This is a genomic window from Cellulosilyticum sp. (assembly GCF_982396655.1).
Map to the genome: position 1 here is coordinate 26,835 of NZ_CEVXFV010000038.1, position 16,540 is coordinate 43,374.

Below are 16,540 nucleotides of genomic sequence, written 5' to 3' on the forward strand. Positions count from 1 at the left end.
AGGGGATTTTATGCAGCAACCAAAAATTGCTTTATCCAAATCTTCGCCTAAAAGCTTTAAAGCAATTCGGTTAGATGAGGTAAAGCTCAATAAGTTAGGCAGGATGACAGGGAGTTTTTTTATAGGGTTAATCAAGATGATTATTTTAATAGGTATTTCATTTATTGTAATTAGTCCGTTAATTGGGATATTATCCAATACATTTATGAGTGAGAATGATGTATATAATCCGCTTGTTTATTTAATTCCAGAAGAGTTTACGCTGGGCAATCTAAAAATTGCAATTACGCAAATGGGTTATGTAAAGTCTTTGATATTTACCCTTGTATTTTGTTTAGGAATAATGCTTATTCAAGCTTGTATCTGTGCACTTATAGGGTATGGATTTGCAAGATTTGATTTTAAGGGGAATAACTTATTATTCGGACTTGTAATTTTAACAATTGTTGTGCCAACACAAACATTAATGGTACCTATGTATACGCAGTTTAGATACTTTGATTTGTTCGGCATTGTAAAACTAATAACAGGCAAAGAGGGTATTAATCTTATGAATACCATTTGGCCAATGTTACTGATGACAATAACAGGATTGGGTTTGCGCTCAGGACTTTACATTTATATTTATAGGCAGTTCTTTAAAGGCTTACCAAAAGAGATTGAGGAGGCAGCTTGGATAGATGGAGCAGGTCCATTTTATACATTCTTTCATGTTATGCTTCCAAATGCCAAATCTTCTATGATTACAGTTATGCTATTCTCTTTTGTATGGCAGTATAATGATACTTACTTTGCATCATTATATATGAATAACTTTAATTTATTGTCTCTAAAAATAACAACACTTGCAGCTAATGTTACACAGGCGCTAAAAATCCAAGATGTCAATATACTTGAAGTAATTGTGGATAGCGGCATCTTACTTGTTATTGTTCCATTACTCATTATTTACTTGTTCTTACAAAGATACTTTATGGAAGGCATCGAACGAAGTGGCATAGTTGGTTAGTAAGTTATTTTAACTACAATTATTAAGGGGGAATTTAAAATGAAAAAATTCAAACAAGCTTTAGCACTAGGTTTAATTGGGGCAATGAGTATAATGTCTGTAGGCTGCGGAGATAGCGCTACGAAAACAAGTAATGACACACCAGCTGAGTCTCCAGCGGAATCAGAAGTAGCTTCTGCATCACCAGAAGCATCAGAGGAAGCTACAGAGACACTTCCAACAGACAAATACCCAGCAAAAGATTTAAATGGTCGTACATTTACATTTGCTTATAACTGGGATCCAATGCCAAAAGAAGAGCCAGACCCAGCAACTGCAACAGTTGAAGATATTTACAAATGGGAAAACCTTAAACGTGTAGAAGAAAAATATAATTGTAAAATTGAATATATCAATGTACCTTATGAGGAACTTGATACAAAACTTACAACAAGTGTTATGGCCGGTGCACCATATGCAGACGGGGTTATGCTAGAGCCTGCTAAAGCTATTCCACTTGCAGTAAGCGGTCAAATTATGGCTATCGAAGATATTAATTTACCAGAAGCAGATATCTTTAATGATAACTATATTTTATTACCAGGTACAGAAATTGCAGGTAAACACTACTCTATGGTAGAACACAATGAGGAAGTTAGTGCTTGTTTCTTAGGTGTTAACGAAGACATTATTAATGAACTTGGCGTAGAAGACCCTGTTGCACTTTATGAAAAAGGTGAATGGACATGGGATAAATTCTTAGAAATTGCAAAAGCCGCTACAAAAGATACAGATGGTGACAATGTGGTGGATCAATATGGTCTTTCAGGTGTGCCAATTGTACTTGCAAAACAATTCATTGCTTCAAATGATGGTTATTTAGTAGATGATACAAACTTAAAAGAAGGTTTATCAGATCCAAAAACAATGGAAGCTTTAGAGTTCTTTAGTAAACTTTATAACACAGATAAAGTTGCATACCTTGCAAATGATGATGTTTGGGAATGGAATGGTAACTTACAAGCTTATAGAGAAGGCAAATCAGCAATGTTCTATTTACAAAGTTGGGTACTTGGTGAAGGAGATAATGGTAGCTTCAACTATTCTGTAGTACCATTCCCAACAGGTCCAAGTAATACAACTGGTAGTACATATTTAACAGCAACAGGTGGTGTAGCAATTCCACGTGGTGTTGAAAATCCAGAAGACGTTTTAATGATCTTTGAAGAAGTTCAAGACTGGTATGGTGCAGAATATGAAATCAAAGCAGAAGCTAGCCGAGAATGGTTATCAACATTATTCAAAACGGAAAAAGATATGGAAAATGCTATTTCTTTCAGTGAAGGTGGAAAAGTAGATGTAATTGACGGTGTAACAGATTATCCACTTAACACAGTTGTAGGTAACTTATTAGCTGATGGCCAAACAGTTGCTCAAGCTGTAGAGGCTAATAAACAACTTGCTCAAGATAGTATTGAAGCTGTATTTAAAAAAGATAAAGAGTAAGTAAAGTCTTAGTAGTAAGTGTAACAAGTAAAATAATAAGTAATTATAGAAGCTGGTTAGAGGTAGTGAAATACTCTTCTAATCAGCTTTTCTAAAGTAAAGATAGGATGGGGGACTTGTATGAGAAAAGTAGAATTTACATTAAACAATCCAAATGCATTACCTATTTGCAAAACGGTTATGAAGTATTTTGAGTCTATTTATGGCAAGGGCATTATTTCAGGTCAGCATACAAATGCAGCAAAAGGCACACAAGTAGAGGAAATTTATGAGATTACAGGTAAGTATCCTGCTATTCGTAGCTTTGATTTATTAAGCTATACAGCTGGTTCAAATACAGAGAAGCTTCCTAATAAAGAAGTACGTACAGAAGATATGGAGATAGATTGCCATGAAGAGGTGGCGGGCAATAGAGGCTCTGTAGAAGAGGCGATAAGATGGTGGGAGGAGAAAGGTGGGCTTATTACATTGTGCTGGCACTGGTTTGCACCTTGTGGTGGATACGATAAAACATTTTATGTGTTTAATACAGATTTTGATATTGAGAAAGCACTCTGTGAAGGAACGGCGGAGCATAAGGCGATGATGAAGGATATCTCAGATATCGCACAAGTTTTAATGAGATTTAAAGAAAGAAATATTCCTATATTATGGCGCCCGCTTCATGAGGCAGATGGGAATTGGTTTTGGTGGAGCCGAAAAGGTGCCGAGGCATATAAAAAGCTATATCATTTGCTGTATCAAGAGCTAACCGAACATTATAATTTAAATAATCTAATATGGGTTTGGAATGCACCTAAGATAGCGTACTATGTTGGCGATACTTATTGTGATATAGGAAGCTGTGATGTATATGGGCCAGCCTATGATTACAGTAGTGATAAAAGGGAATACGAAGCAGTAGTTTGTGCGATGACAGGAAGTAAGCCTGTTGCTTTATCGGAAAGCTTTATTATGCCACATCCAGAAAGTTTGATTAAAGATGAAGTACCTTGGTTATATTTTACAATATGGAACTGGGAAGAGGAAGAAGTGATCCTTAGTAATATGACGAAGGAACATATGAAGGAGGTTTATAATCATCCCTATGTGATTACACTAGAGGATTTACCGAATTTTAAATGACATGCATAAGGTTAAGAAAATAAAAGATTAAAGCAAAGAAGTTAAAGTAATACTGCGAACATGTGTTCGTGCGTGGGTTGTGCTTTATGGATGGGGTATGTTATAATAGGATAAATGATTAACAAAAGATATAAGGAACTATTGTATTAGGCTATAAGAATAATGCAATGGTTCCTTATGTTTGTTTTTTCCGTAAAACAATTGCTATTGTTATAAAAACTGATGTTTTTGAGAAGTATGTAACAATAGGGAAAATAGAGGAGTTGAAAAAATGCGTGTTATTATAGCAGAGAAACCTTCTGTTGCAAAGAATATAGCAGATGCACTTCAGATTAGAAAAAGATGCGATGGTTACTTTGAAGGAAACGATTATTTAATTACGTGGGCGTTTGGACATTTGTTGCAGCTATATGATGCTAAAGACTATGATGAGCAGATGAAGAGTTGGCGTCTGGAAAAGTTTCCTTTTATACCAGAGGAGTTCAAATATAAAATTAAATGTGATAGTAAGAATAAAGCACAAGTTGATGCAGGAGCACAAAAACAATTAAATATTATTAAAAGTTTAATTGACAGAGAAGATGTAGACGGCGTTATTTCGGCTACTGACTTTGACCGAGAGGGACAAGTAATCGGTGATGAGATTTTCTTATATTTTAATGAAAAGAAGCCTGTTTATCGTATGCTTTTAAATGAATGGACACCGGAAGAAGTTCAAAAAGGTCTTGCTAATCTTCGTCCTAATGAAGAGATGAAGTCACTGCAAGATGCAGGAATTGGTAGACAGTGGGCTGACTGGATGATTGGGATTAATTTAACTTCAGTAGCCACAGTGAAGTATAATGCAGGGAGCAAGAAAATACTTAATATTGGCCGTGTACTATTACCTACCCTTAAGATTATTTATGATCGTGACAAGGAAATAGAGGCCTTCAAGGCATCTACTTACTACAAATTGTTAGCCAACTTTAAGACGCAACAAAATGAAGTCTTTGAGGGTACTTATTATGAGAAGGATAAAGAAGGCAAAGATAATGAGAAGTTTGAAGATAAAAAGGCCTTAGAAGAACTTACAGAACTTATTAAAAATAAGCCTGCTCAAATTATTGAGAAGCAAGTTGAGAAAAAGAAAGATTATGCCCCATTTTTATTTAATCTTTCAAACTTGCAAGGGCATATTACAAGTAAATATAAGGGATGGACTTCTGATAAGGTATTAAAGGTGGCTCAATCACTATATGAAAAGAAGTATATTACTTATCCAAGAACAGGGAGCTTAGCGTTAGAAGAGAGTTTAAAAGGAAGAACGAAAAAGGTACTAGATACACTTAAAGTAGGTTTACCTTATGAAAGTCAAATTCGTTTTGTAGATAATAAACGTATCTTTGATAATAGTAAGGTAGAAAGCCATAGTGCCATTGTACCAACTTATATGATTCCAAAAGGACTCACAGCAGATGAGCAAATTGTTTATAATGCAGTTAAAAACCGTTTCTTAATGCAGTTCTTACCTGTAGCAGAGTTTGAAGAAACAAAGCTCGTAACGAAAGTACAACAAGTACCAGAAGAACGCGTTAAAGGCGTCTTTATCACGAAGGGTAAGGTACAACTGGTAGAGGGATGGCGCATTGTAGAAAAGCTAGAAGCTAAAGGAACAAAAGAAAGCAAAGAAAGTAAAGATGTTATTCTCCCACAAGTTGCCAAGGATGAAGTGGTAGAAGTTAAGAAGGCGACTGTAGGAGAAGTAACGAGAAAGCCGCCTAAAGCCCATACAGAGAAAACACTTTTACGTGTGATGGAGACATGTGGTAAAAGTTTTAAAGGTGATGGAAAAGACGATAGCAAGGAAGAAAGTGAAGAGGATACACTTAAAATGATGGCAAGCATCTTAAGTGGTTTTAGTATCGGGACACCAGCGACTCGTGCTGAAACAATTAAAAAGCTTAAAGATGCGGAATATATTAAAGCAAAAGGAAAAAGTCTTGTATGTACAGAACTTGGAAAAGCTATAGTAGAAACATTTCCAGCTAAGCAGCTTCTTGACCTTGAATATACAGGGCGACTTGAAAAAACATTGTCAGATATTGAAAAGGGCAAATTTCAAAAGGATGAATTCTTGGGAATGATTAAAAGCTTTACAGAAGACGCTGTAGAGGCGATTAAAAATGATACAAAGGTTCTAAGTGGTACAAAGGTAGAAGTTCCTAAAAATATGGAACCAGTGGGAATCTGTCCAATCTGTGGTAATGCGGTTGTGGAAAATGAAAAGGCTTTTGGTTGTGTTAATTGGAAGGGTGGCTGTAAATATACAATCTGGAAAAATGATAAGTATATTGCTATGTTAGGTAAAACAGTTACAAGACAAATGGTAGAGCTACTTCTTAAAAATGGTAAAGTAGGCTTTAGGAATCTTAAAAGTCGTAATGGGAACACTTATGCAGCTTATCTCAAGTATGTCAAAAACGAACAGACGGGATATTTTAATTGGGAACAAGAGTTTATCCAATAAAATTAACAAGCTAGCTATTACAGGGGGAAGCAAAGTACAAGGCACTGGAGCCTCGTTTGAAGATTCATCGGGATATGGATAAGTATCTTGAAAAAGGCTCCAGCACTTTGTGCGAACCTACCCCCGTAAAATTTCTTGACATAGTGGGGTCTATGGGATATCATAAACTTGAAATTAATCATTTACGGGAGGTGTTTTAAATGGCATACGTAATTAGTGAAGATTGCATTAGCTGTGGTGCATGTGAAGCTGAATGTCCAATCGGATGTATTTCTGAAGGAGATGGAAAATACGAAATCGCTGCAACAGATTGTATCGAATGTGGCGCATGTGCAAGTGTTTGTCCAGTAGGCGCACCAGCTCAAGCAGAATAATATAGAGCCAAGGGGTTTTATACATAAAGAAGATGACTTTTTTAAGAAGGTCATCTTTTTTTATGCCTTAATATATAAAAAGAAACTTAATGGGAAGAAAAGGTTAAAAAGAGTGATGTGTGAGTTGGATTAAGGAAACTAGTTATTAATATATGCAAAAATGTTATATAATTCTTAAAATAACTGGTAATTAAATGCTAATATTAATACATATTGTACATAATATGTTGAAAAATACGGTAAGTTTTGTATATAATAAAACACAGAGAATGTAGGGGCAAAATTTATTTTATTATACAAAAAGATAATAAGATAAAGTGGCAAGGAAAATAGATTTATTAATTTATTGAAGGAGGAGATTAAATGAGTAAGAAGTTTAAACAGGTATTTAAGAAGACAATGTCTTGTTTGGCGATGGTATCTATGTTTGGCACAACTTTAGTAAGTATGCCAAGTGTCGTAACATATGCAGGGACGGCAAGACAGATGGAGGCATTAGACCGCGGGCTTATCGCAACGAAGGTAAGTAATGGGGTATACTTATCTTGGAGACTACTTGGAACAGATAATAGTAATGTAGGCTTTTATATTTATAAAAATGGTACACGTCTTAATAGCACGCCACTTACAACAAGTACAAACTATGTAGATACATCAGGGACGACAAGTGATAAGTATTATGTAACAACAGTTATTAATGGCGTAGAAAAAACAAAAAGTGCAGTAAGTACAGTACTTAGCCAAAACTATTTAGATATTCCGCTTAATAAACCAGCAGGGATGACGATGCCAGATGGTTCTACTTGTACATATAGTGCTAATGATGCTTCTGTAGGAGATGTAGATGGTGATGGGCAATATGAAATTATTTTAAAATGGGATCCATCTAATTCCAAGGATAATTCTCAATCAGGATATACAGGTAACGTTTACTTAGATGCATATGAAATGGATGGTACACAGCTGTGGCGTATTGATTTAGGCAGAAATATCCGTGCAGGTGCCCACTATACTCAGTTTATGGTTTATGACTTAGATGGAGATGGTAAGGCAGAAGTGGCTTGCAAAACTTCTGATGCAACAGTGGATGGTCAAGGGAATGTCATCGGCAATGCAAATGCGGATTATCGTAATTCAAAAGGATATATCTTAACAGGAAATGAATATTTAACAGTGTTTGATGGTCAAACAGGTGGAGCTATTACAACGATTGATTATACACCAGCACGTGGCACAGTTTCGAGTTGGGGAGATAGTTATGGAAATCGTGTAGACCGTTTTCTTGCATGTATTGCTTATTTAGATGGCAAGACACCTAGCCTTGTGATGTGCCGTGGTTATTATACAAGAGCAGTACTAGTGGCTTATACTTTTGATGGTTCAAGCCTTAAGAGACAATGGACATTTGACTCGAAGTCTTCTGGAAACTCTGCAGCAGCGGGGCAAGGAAATCATAACTTATCTGTAGCAGATGTAGATGATGATGGCTATGATGAAATTATTTATGGTAGTGCCACAATTGACCATAATGGGTCATTACTTTATACTACAGGTTTAGGCCATGGGGATGCCCTTCATGTAAGTGACTTTGATCCAGATCGCGCGGGACTTGAAGTATTTCAAGTGCATGAGGATAAAAAGTGTACAGAGATTCATGATGCTGCAACAGGTAAGGTGTTATGGAAAGCAGCTGCAAGTAATGATGTAGGCCGCGGTATTATTGGCAACTTTGGCTCTGATTATTATCCTTATATTGCCATGTCTACAACAGGTTCATATGATAAAAATGGTACAAGTATTACAGCACCACTTAGTGCTTATAACTTTGCAATTTGGTGGGATGGAGATCTTTATAGAGAGATATTAGACAAGAATTATATTAATAAGTATAACGGCGCAACACATTCTGCAAGTCGTTATGTTACATTTAATGGGGCGACTTCTTGCAATAGTACAAAGGCTACACCTTCACTTCAAGCAGATTTATTTGGTGACTGGCGTGAAGAAGTGGTGCTACCACTTACAGATAGCAGTGCCCTTAGAATTTATATGACAACAGCTGTAACAGATTATCGCTATTATACATTCATGCATGATCCAGTATATCGTTTAGGTATTGCTTGGCAAAATGTAGCCTATAATCAACCACCACATACAAGCTTTTATATTGGACCAAATCACACAACGCAGCCTGCTGCTAATCTGTATACTCCAGGTAATTACACAGAGCCTACAGTAACAGGCGGCAATACAAGTACAGACACAACGCGTACAGATTATGCAACAATAAATGATGGTTGGTATTACATTAAAAATGTGAATGCACAAAAATATCTTCAAGTAAAAGATAATGTGGGCGCAAATGGTCAGAATGTGGAAATCGCCACAGGGACTGGTGTAGCAGGACAAAGATGGTATGTAACAAATGTTGGAAATGGTTATGTAACACTTAAAAATGGTCAAGGGTATATGTTAGATGTAGACTATGGTAAAAATGAAAATGGTACGAACATCCAAACCTATACAGCTAATGGCCTAAGTGCACAAGAATTTAAATTAATACTTACTGGGCAAAATAATGTATATGGTATTGTTGCAAGATGTACCACAGATACTAAAGGATTAGATGCTGAGAGAAAAGGTACAGCAGACGGTACAAATGTATTGCAATATACTTATAGTGGTGCAGCTAATCAAATTTGGGTATTTGAATCTTGCAGTGCACCAAAGGATAGTTCATCATCAGATGTAAATGAAGGTTCGAGTTCACAGCAACAAGATGCAGTGAGCGTTGAAATTATATCAGATTGGTCAGATGGTGCAACAGGTGAAGTAACAATTACAAATACAACAGGTAAAGCATTAGATGGCTGGACATGTACATTTACTACAAGTCGTCCAATTACAGCTTTTTGGAATGCAACACTCATAAGTAGTGATGGCAATACCTACACAATTACTAATCCATCTTGGCAAACGCAATTAGAAGCAGGAGAAAGTTTTACAACAGGATGTGCATTTGGAAGTGGTACATCAGATGTAAGTGTAACGAATATTTCATTAAAATAGCAGATAAAAAAGGATGTCGTAATTTCACGACATCCTTTTTTATTTAGAGATTCTTAAGTTAGAAGGTGGATAGCCATAATATTTTTTAAAGAGTTTACTAAAGTGATAGGCATCATCATAACCGACTTGTTTAGCAATTAAATTAATAGGTAAGTCCCCTGTTTCTAGTAGCTGTTTGGCTTTAGCTAATCTTGTTTTGATAAGGTAGTTGATGGGAGAACTATTCGTTTCTTCTTTAAAGATTTTAGAAAGGTAAACTTGACTTAAATACATATCTTTTGCAAACATGTCTAATGTAATGTCTTCCATATAATGCGCGTTGATGTAATGAATCATAAAGTCTACAACTTTTCTTTTTTCAGGATAATCGAAAGTACTTCTATATTCTGAAGCAGGTGTAGTCTCAGTTTGTAATTCACGATATAAAAGTAAAAATAACTTAACGCCTAAAGCTTCAAACATCATATGCTGCCCAGCATTTCGATGACGACATTCATTTAGAATTTCCTCACAACAGGTAAAAAAGGCATCGGCTGTTTTAAGAAGTTTAATAATTGGAAATTGATTTGGTAAGTTAAAGTGGTCTATCTGGCCATCAGGAAGTGTGAAGTTCTGCATACCAATATGCATATCAGCATAACGTGCTTGCTTAGGAATGCGTACGCTATGTGCAATATGAGGATTAAAAAGGACAACTTCCCCTCGTTTGACGCTATAAGAAATATTATCAATGGTATAAAGAGCTTCTCCTGATAGGACAACAGAAAGTTCTAAACAATCGTGTGTATGAGTACAAGATTGAATATGTTCTTCTTGGATTTGGCCATAATTTTTTTCTGCTACATAGCAAAAATCAGGCTTGGGTGTATGTGGAAAATTACCTAAGCAGTTCATAAAATCCCCCTCTTTTATATTGGTATTTTCATTATAACAGTATAAAAATATACATCAATAGTTTAATAAACTACATTTTAATTTATCTCATAATTAAAGATAATAGGTAGTGTTAATAAAAGTAATAAGATGATTTTAAGGAGGGAAAAGGCTTGGAAGCAATGAAGTGGATATGGACATATTTTAAAAGGTATAAGTTAATGTATATAATCGGGTTAGTACTAGTGGTGCTTGTGTCATGTATTGCAATGATTAATCCGTTTTTAGCTGGCTACATTGTAGATGATGTAATAGGGAATGGGCAAACACAAAGACTAATACCTATTTTGGCATTGATGTTAGGAAGTGTGCTCTTAAAAGGTATTATTGTATATGGGTATCAGATGATTTTTGAATATGTTTCACAAGATATTGTACTAGATATCCGTATGAGTACGTATCAACATTTATTAGCCTTGGATTTTGACTACTATAATGAGACTAAAACTGGGGATATTATGGCACGTATGACAGGTGATACAGATGCTATTAGACATTTTATTGCTTATGTAGTTTACAATGTGCTTTCAAATGGATGTTTATTCATATTTGCTATAGGCTCTATGGTTGTAATAAACTTACCATTAACGCTTAGTGTTTTAGTGGCGTGTCCATTTATAGGATTTTGTACCATAAAGATGGGGAAGAAGATTGGACCAACTTTCTGGCATGTAAGAGAAGCGTATGCCTCTTTGAATTCTATGGTGCAAGAGAATATAAGTGGTAACAGAGTCATCAAGGCTTTTGGAAGTGAAGAATATGAGATGAAGAAGTTTACAGCTCAAAATCTTAATTATAAAGAAAAGAACTTAGCTACAAATGATATTGTAAGTCAGTATATTCCTATTTTAGATGGCTTAGCAAGCTGGCTAGGACTTGTCATTATTTTAGTAGGTGGACTTCTTGTTATTAATAAGCAAATGACAATGGGGGATTTAGTTATTTTCAATAGTCTTTTATGGGCGCTTAATAATCCAATGCGAGCAGTAGGTGGTTTGGTAAATGATACACAGCGTTTTATTGCAGGATCTGCTAAAATACGTGATCTTTTAAAAACACAACCTAAGATTAAAAATCTGAAATGTCCACAACAGGTAACGCGTATTAAGGGGGATATTACCTTTGACCATGTTTCGTTTAGATATAAAGATACGGATGCGCTTAGAGATGTATCGTTCCATGTAAAGGCAGGGCAGACAGTAGGAATTATTGGACATACTGGGGCAGGTAAATCGACATTAGTAAACTTGTTGAGCCGCTTTTATGAATGCACAAGTGGTGAAGTAAGAATAGATGATATAGATGTTAGGGAGTATGATTTAAGGCAGCTAAGAGATCAGATTTCAATAGCTATGCAAGATATATTCCTTTTCTCAGATACGATAGAATCAAATATAGCGTATGGGATGCCTAGTGCAAGTTTATCTCAGGTAAAAACTATTGCAACCATGGCAGAGGCTGATACATTTATTAAAAATATGCCAGAAGGGTATGAAACTATTGTGGGTGAAAGGGGTGTGGGGCTATCTGGTGGACAAAAACAAAGAATTGCCTTAGCAAGAGCGCTACTCAAAAATCCGCCGATTTTAATTCTGGACGATACAACCTCTGCAGTAGATATGGAGACAGAACTTAAGATTCAACAAGAGATGAATGCAGGTGAGGAAAAGCGTACAACGTTTATTATTGCACACCGCATTTCTTCTGTACAAAATGCAGACTTAATCCTTGTTTTAGAAAATGGTCGTATTATTGAGCAAGGGACACATAAGGAGCTTATTAAAAAATTAGGTTACTATAATGAAGTTTATCGTAATCAATCAGGGGATTTTGCATTAGAGGGGAGAAGAGCTTAATGGCACGTAATAAATATGATGTAGATGAAGAATTAGAAGTTGGCTTTAATAAAGTTTATTTAAAGAGAATTATGGCATATGCAAAACCTTATAGAAAGACCATAACTATTAATGTAGGCTTAATGGTTATAGCGAGTGTGTTGTCTTTAGTGAGTCCACTACTTATTCAAAAATCTATAGATAATTATATTCCGCAAGGTGATATAAAAGGTTTAGTTGTTGCATCCATTTTATTTGGCATAATTATTGTAGCAACCGCGGTGATTATGCGTTATCGTTTATGGACTATGGGAAGAGTAGGCCAGGATATTATTGTAGATATACGTAAAGATTTATTTGACCATTTACAAAAGCTACCTTTTAGTTATTTTGATAATAGACCCCATGGCAAAATTTTAGTGAGGGTAGTGAATTATGTAAATACATTAAGTGATTTACTAACTAATGGTATTATCAATCTAGTTGCGGATTTAGTCACGCTTTTTGTAGCCATAGGATTTATGTTTTATTTAGATGTAAGGCTTACTTTAATAAGTTTAATAGGCATTCCTTTATTGATGTTTATTATTTTATCACTTAAAAATGTTCAAAGAAGAGCAAATAGAAGGTTAAGTAGCAAACAGTCTAATATGAATGCTTATGTACATGAAAGTATTAATGGTATAAAAGTAACACAAGCTTTTGCAAGAGAAGAGATGAATAAGGGGATTTTTAAAGAAGTATGTGAGGCGTACAAAAAAGCATGGCTCCATATGGTAAAGCTTAACTTCTTAGTTTGGCCTTCTATAGATCTTGTTTCGAATATATGTATTGCGCTTATCTATATAGTAGCAATTTTAATATTGGGGGCTTCCGTATCCGTAGGTGTGCTCGTTGCCTTTATTGCTTTTGTATGGCGATTTTGGGCACCTATTACGAATATAGGGAATCTCTACAACAATATTATTAATGCCATGGCTTATCTAGAACGTATTTTTGAGATGCTAGATGAAGAAACAGTTATTGATGACAAGGAAGATGCAATAATCTTGCCAACTATAGAAGGGGAAGTAGCCTTTGAAGATGTAACATTTATGTATGAAGAAGATGAACCTATACTAGAACACATGAGTTTTAAAGTAAAAAAGGGACATACGGTAGCTATTGTAGGCCCTACAGGTGCGGGAAAAACGACTATTGTCAACTTATTAAGCCGTTTTTATAATGTGAATAGCGGTAAGGTAACTATTGATGGCATTGATATCAGCACAGTCACACTTAAATCGTTACGTCAGCAGGTGGGCGTTATGCTTCAAGATTCCTTTATTTTTGCAGGGACGATTATGGATAATATTCGATATGGCAGAATGGATGCTACAGATGAAGAGGTTATAGCAGCTGCAAAAATCGTAAAAGCCCATGAGTTTATTATGAAATTTGAAAAGGGATATCAAACTGAAGTCAATGAGAGAGGTTCAAGACTTTCAGTCGGACAAAGACAACTGATCTCTTTTGCAAGAGTACTTTTAATGAATCCAAGGATTTTGATTTTAGATGAAGCTACATCAAGTATAGATACTCAAACCGAAATGTTATTACAACAAGGGCTAGATGAATTGTTAAAAGGGCGAACGGCCTTTGTCATTGCCCATAGGCTTTCTACTATTAAAAATGCAGATGAAATCTTCTATATTGATCAAGGTAAAATTTTAGAAAGAGGTACCCATGAGGTATTACTTGCCAAGCAAGGTTATTATTATGAGCTTTATGCGGTTCAAAATCGTCTGCTTATTGCACAATAAAAGAGGACTTCAAAATGTAAATAATGTAAGGCAACAGACTAGAAGAGGATTAATTTCTAGTCTGTTTGTTATTTTATTGAATTTTCGGTATAAAAAAACATGCAAATCGTCAAAAATTAACATAGGCAAGAAGGTACAATGTATGTTATGCTAAAAAACGTGATTAACGAGATTTAACAGTATAAACAGATGCACTTTGTGGCTTAATAATAATATATATGTTGAGTAATGAGAATATCTGTGCTAAAATAGGTAATTGTGATAAATTACGGAAAGAAGGTCCACTGACACATGAGTGATATGAAGATTATAAATATAGCAGTTATTGCCCACGTAGATGCAGGTAAATCAACACTTGTAGATGCATTTTTAAATCAAAGCGGTGTCTTCAGAGCGAATGAAGAACACGTTGATTGTATTATGGATAGTAATGATTTAGAGAGAGAAAGAGGAATCACAATCTACTCTAAAAACTGTTCAATTAAATATGGAGATTACAAAATCAATATCGTAGATACACCAGGACATAGTGACTTCTCATCAGAGGTAGAACGTGTTATTCGTACAGTAGATACAGTAATCCTTTTAGTAGATTCAATTGAAGGGCCTATGCCACAAACACGTTTCGTGCTTCAAAAATCTCTTGAATTAGGTCTTAAACCAATTCTTGTTATTAATAAAATTGATAAACCAAACCACAGAGCTGAAGAAGTAGTGGATATGACATTCGATTTATTCGTAGATCTTCAAGCAAATGATGAGCAACTTGACTTCCCAATCCTTTACGGAATTGGTAAACAAGGTATCATGAAATATGAACTTGATGATGAAGGAACAGATATCAAACCTCTTCTTGAAACAATTATTGAGCGTGTAGGGGAATATCCAAAACAAGATGAGGAGCCACTTCAACTTCAAATCAGTGCCCTTTCTTATGATAACTTCGTAGGTCGTCTTGGAATTGGACGTATTTACAAAGGTAAAGTGAGAGAAGGCCAAACAGTAGAAGTTGCAGATAACGATGGTAAAATCAGAACGGCTAAAGTAACAAAAGTAATGGTTTATGAAGGTCTTAAACAAGTTGTAGTACCAGAGGCTACAAGCGGGGATATCGTAGTTATTGCTGGTATTGCTGATATTTCTATCGGTGAAACAATCGGAGAAATTGGTAAAGTAGATCCTATGACACCAATTCACATTGAAGAACCAACACTTTCTATGAACTTCTTAGTTAACAATTCACCATTTGCAGGTCAAAGTGGTAAATTCGTAACAACAAGACATATTAAAGACCGTCTTGAAAAAGAAACAGAAATTAATGTAGGTCTTAAGGTAGAACCTATGGATACAACAGATGGATACAGAGTATCTGGTCGTGGGGAACTTCACTTATCAGTTCTTATTGAAAATATGAGACGTGAAGGGTATGAACTCGGTGTATCTAAACCAGAAGTTATCATGCATCACGATGAAAATGGTAAACTTGTAGAGCCAGTAGAACGTGTTGTAATTTCTGTACCAGATGAATACTCAGGTGCTGTTATCAGCAAACTTAACCTTCGTAAAGGTATGATGCAAAGTATGGAACCAGAAAATGGTCACATTCGTATTGAATACCTTTGTACAACACGTGGTCTTCTTGGATTCAGAAGTGAGTTAATCACTGATTCAAGAGGGGAAGCTACAATGGTTAGAAGAATCGAAGGATATACAGAATACGTTGGTGAACTTCCAAGAAGAGGAAATGGAGCCCTTATTGCGCAAGAACAAGGAACAACTATGGGATATGCCCTTAACTCACTTGAAGACCGTGGTATTTTATTCGTAAAACCAGGTGTAGATGTATATGAAGGTATGATTATCGGTCAAAATGCACGTAAAGAAGATATGACTGTTAACCCATGTAAAAATAAAAAAATGACAAATACACGTTCATCAGGTGCTGATGATGCTATTAGATTATCACCACCAAGAACCTTTACACTTGAAGAAGCGTTAGAGTTCATTGAAGATGATGAATTAGTAGAAGTAACACCAGATGCAATTAGACTTCGTAAGAAAATCTTAAATGAATCTGAACGTGTAAGAGCTGCTAAACGTAAATAAAAATGTAAGAGAGTCAGGTTGCATAAAAATGCTGCCTGGCTTTTTTTGTTGTGGGGGTGGTGGTGATGGATAAGTCTCATATATATTTTTCCTGCTCCGTCGCTATGCTCCAAGTCGCGATAAAAATATATATGAGACTTATCCACACCAAATGACATAAAAGAGAGCCAGAGAGAATGTTTATGAAGATTCTCTTACAGAGAAGTAGAGGAAGTGCCTACTTAAGGGCTGCTCCGTTGCTATGCTCCAAGTCGCGATAAAAATATATATGAGACTTATCCACACCAAATGAC

The 16,540-nt window shown here is 35.5% G+C and carries 10 protein-coding genes; 9 read left to right on the forward strand and 1 reads right to left on the reverse strand.

Features of this window, described 5'->3' with window-relative positions:
• The first annotated feature begins 10 nt into the window (after window positions 1-10).
• The 6 genes from AC1VAQ_RS14780 (at window position 11) to AC1VAQ_RS14805 (ending at window position 9,571) form a co-directional block, all read left to right on the forward strand.
• A complete protein-coding gene (locus AC1VAQ_RS14780; protein WP_302597432.1) occupies window positions 11-1,009 on the forward strand; it encodes a carbohydrate ABC transporter permease in 999 nt (332 codons plus the stop codon).
• A gap of 39 nt (window positions 1,010-1,048) precedes the next feature.
• Window positions 1,049-2,494 (forward strand): extracellular solute-binding protein, encoded by a 1,446-nt coding sequence (locus AC1VAQ_RS14785; RefSeq protein ID WP_303243877.1) that lies wholly within the window; start codon window positions 1,049-1,051, stop codon window positions 2,492-2,494.
• A 120-nt stretch (window positions 2,495-2,614) separates the two neighbouring features.
• Window positions 2,615-3,619: a glycosyl hydrolase gene (locus AC1VAQ_RS14790; RefSeq protein WP_302597434.1), complete on the forward strand. Its 1,005-nt coding sequence runs from the start codon at window positions 2,615-2,617 to the stop codon at window positions 3,617-3,619.
• 271 nt (window positions 3,620-3,890) lie between these two features.
• Window positions 3,891-6,128: a type IA DNA topoisomerase gene (locus AC1VAQ_RS14795; RefSeq protein ID WP_302597435.1), complete on the forward strand. Its 2,238-nt coding sequence runs from the start codon at window positions 3,891-3,893 to the stop codon at window positions 6,126-6,128.
• 200 nt (window positions 6,129-6,328) lie between these two features.
• Entirely contained in the window at window positions 6,329-6,502 is a 174-nt protein-coding gene (locus tag AC1VAQ_RS14800) for a DUF362 domain-containing protein (RefSeq protein WP_302597436.1), read from the forward strand.
• A 363-nt stretch (window positions 6,503-6,865) separates the two neighbouring features.
• On the forward strand, window positions 6,866-9,571 hold the full coding sequence (locus AC1VAQ_RS14805) for a rhamnogalacturonan lyase family protein (RefSeq protein ID WP_302597437.1): 2,706 nt from the start codon (window positions 6,866-6,868) through the stop codon (window positions 9,569-9,571).
• A gap of 39 nt (window positions 9,572-9,610) precedes the next feature.
• On the opposite strand, the gene AC1VAQ_RS14810 is transcribed toward AC1VAQ_RS14805, so the two are convergent.
• Window positions 9,611-10,465, reverse strand: a complete 855-nt coding sequence (locus AC1VAQ_RS14810) for a helix-turn-helix transcriptional regulator (protein ID WP_302597438.1) — start codon at window positions 10,463-10,465, stop codon at window positions 9,611-9,613.
• A gap of 161 nt (window positions 10,466-10,626) precedes the next feature.
• On the opposite strand from AC1VAQ_RS14810, the gene AC1VAQ_RS14815 reads away from it, so the two are divergent.
• The 3 genes from AC1VAQ_RS14815 (at window position 10,627) to typA (ending at window position 16,247) form a co-directional block, all read left to right on the forward strand.
• Window positions 10,627-12,360 (forward strand): ABC transporter ATP-binding protein, encoded by a 1,734-nt coding sequence (locus AC1VAQ_RS14815; protein ID WP_479904092.1) that lies wholly within the window; start codon window positions 10,627-10,629, stop codon window positions 12,358-12,360.
• Window positions 12,360-14,141 (forward strand): ABC transporter ATP-binding protein, encoded by a 1,782-nt coding sequence (locus AC1VAQ_RS14820; RefSeq protein ID WP_302597440.1) that lies wholly within the window; start codon window positions 12,360-12,362, stop codon window positions 14,139-14,141. The genes AC1VAQ_RS14815 and AC1VAQ_RS14820 overlap by 1 nt, the downstream gene beginning before the upstream one ends.
• Before the next feature lie 291 nt (window positions 14,142-14,432).
• Window positions 14,433-16,247, forward strand: coding sequence for a translational GTPase TypA (gene typA / locus AC1VAQ_RS14825; protein WP_302597441.1), 1,815 nt, complete (start codon window positions 14,433-14,435; stop codon window positions 16,245-16,247).
• Window positions 16,248-16,540: the final 293 nt, after the last annotated feature.

What these genes read in the sequence shown, in the direction of transcription:
- AC1VAQ_RS14810 (WP_302597438.1), bottom strand. Translation starts at nt 10,465, where the DNA reads ATGAACTGCTTAGGTAATTTTCCACATACACCCAAGCCTGATTTTTGC.
- AC1VAQ_RS14790 (WP_302597434.1), top strand. Translation starts at nt 2,615, where the DNA reads ATGAGAAAAGTAGAATTTACATTAAACAATCCAAATGCATTACCTATT.
- AC1VAQ_RS14805 (WP_302597437.1), top strand. Translation starts at nt 6,866, where the DNA reads ATGAGTAAGAAGTTTAAACAGGTATTTAAGAAGACAATGTCTTGTTTG.
- AC1VAQ_RS14795 (WP_302597435.1), top strand. Translation starts at nt 3,891, where the DNA reads ATGCGTGTTATTATAGCAGAGAAACCTTCTGTTGCAAAGAATATAGCA.
- AC1VAQ_RS14800 (WP_302597436.1), top strand. Translation starts at nt 6,329, where the DNA reads ATGGCATACGTAATTAGTGAAGATTGCATTAGCTGTGGTGCATGTGAA.
- AC1VAQ_RS14780 (WP_302597432.1), top strand. Translation starts at nt 11, where the DNA reads ATGCAGCAACCAAAAATTGCTTTATCCAAATCTTCGCCTAAAAGCTTT.
- typA (WP_302597441.1), top strand. Translation starts at nt 14,433, where the DNA reads ATGAGTGATATGAAGATTATAAATATAGCAGTTATTGCCCACGTAGAT.
- AC1VAQ_RS14820 (WP_302597440.1), top strand. Translation starts at nt 12,360, where the DNA reads ATGGCACGTAATAAATATGATGTAGATGAAGAATTAGAAGTTGGCTTT.
- AC1VAQ_RS14815 (WP_479904092.1), top strand. Translation starts at nt 10,627, where the DNA reads ATGAAGTGGATATGGACATATTTTAAAAGGTATAAGTTAATGTATATA.
- AC1VAQ_RS14785 (WP_303243877.1), top strand. Translation starts at nt 1,049, where the DNA reads ATGAAAAAATTCAAACAAGCTTTAGCACTAGGTTTAATTGGGGCAATG.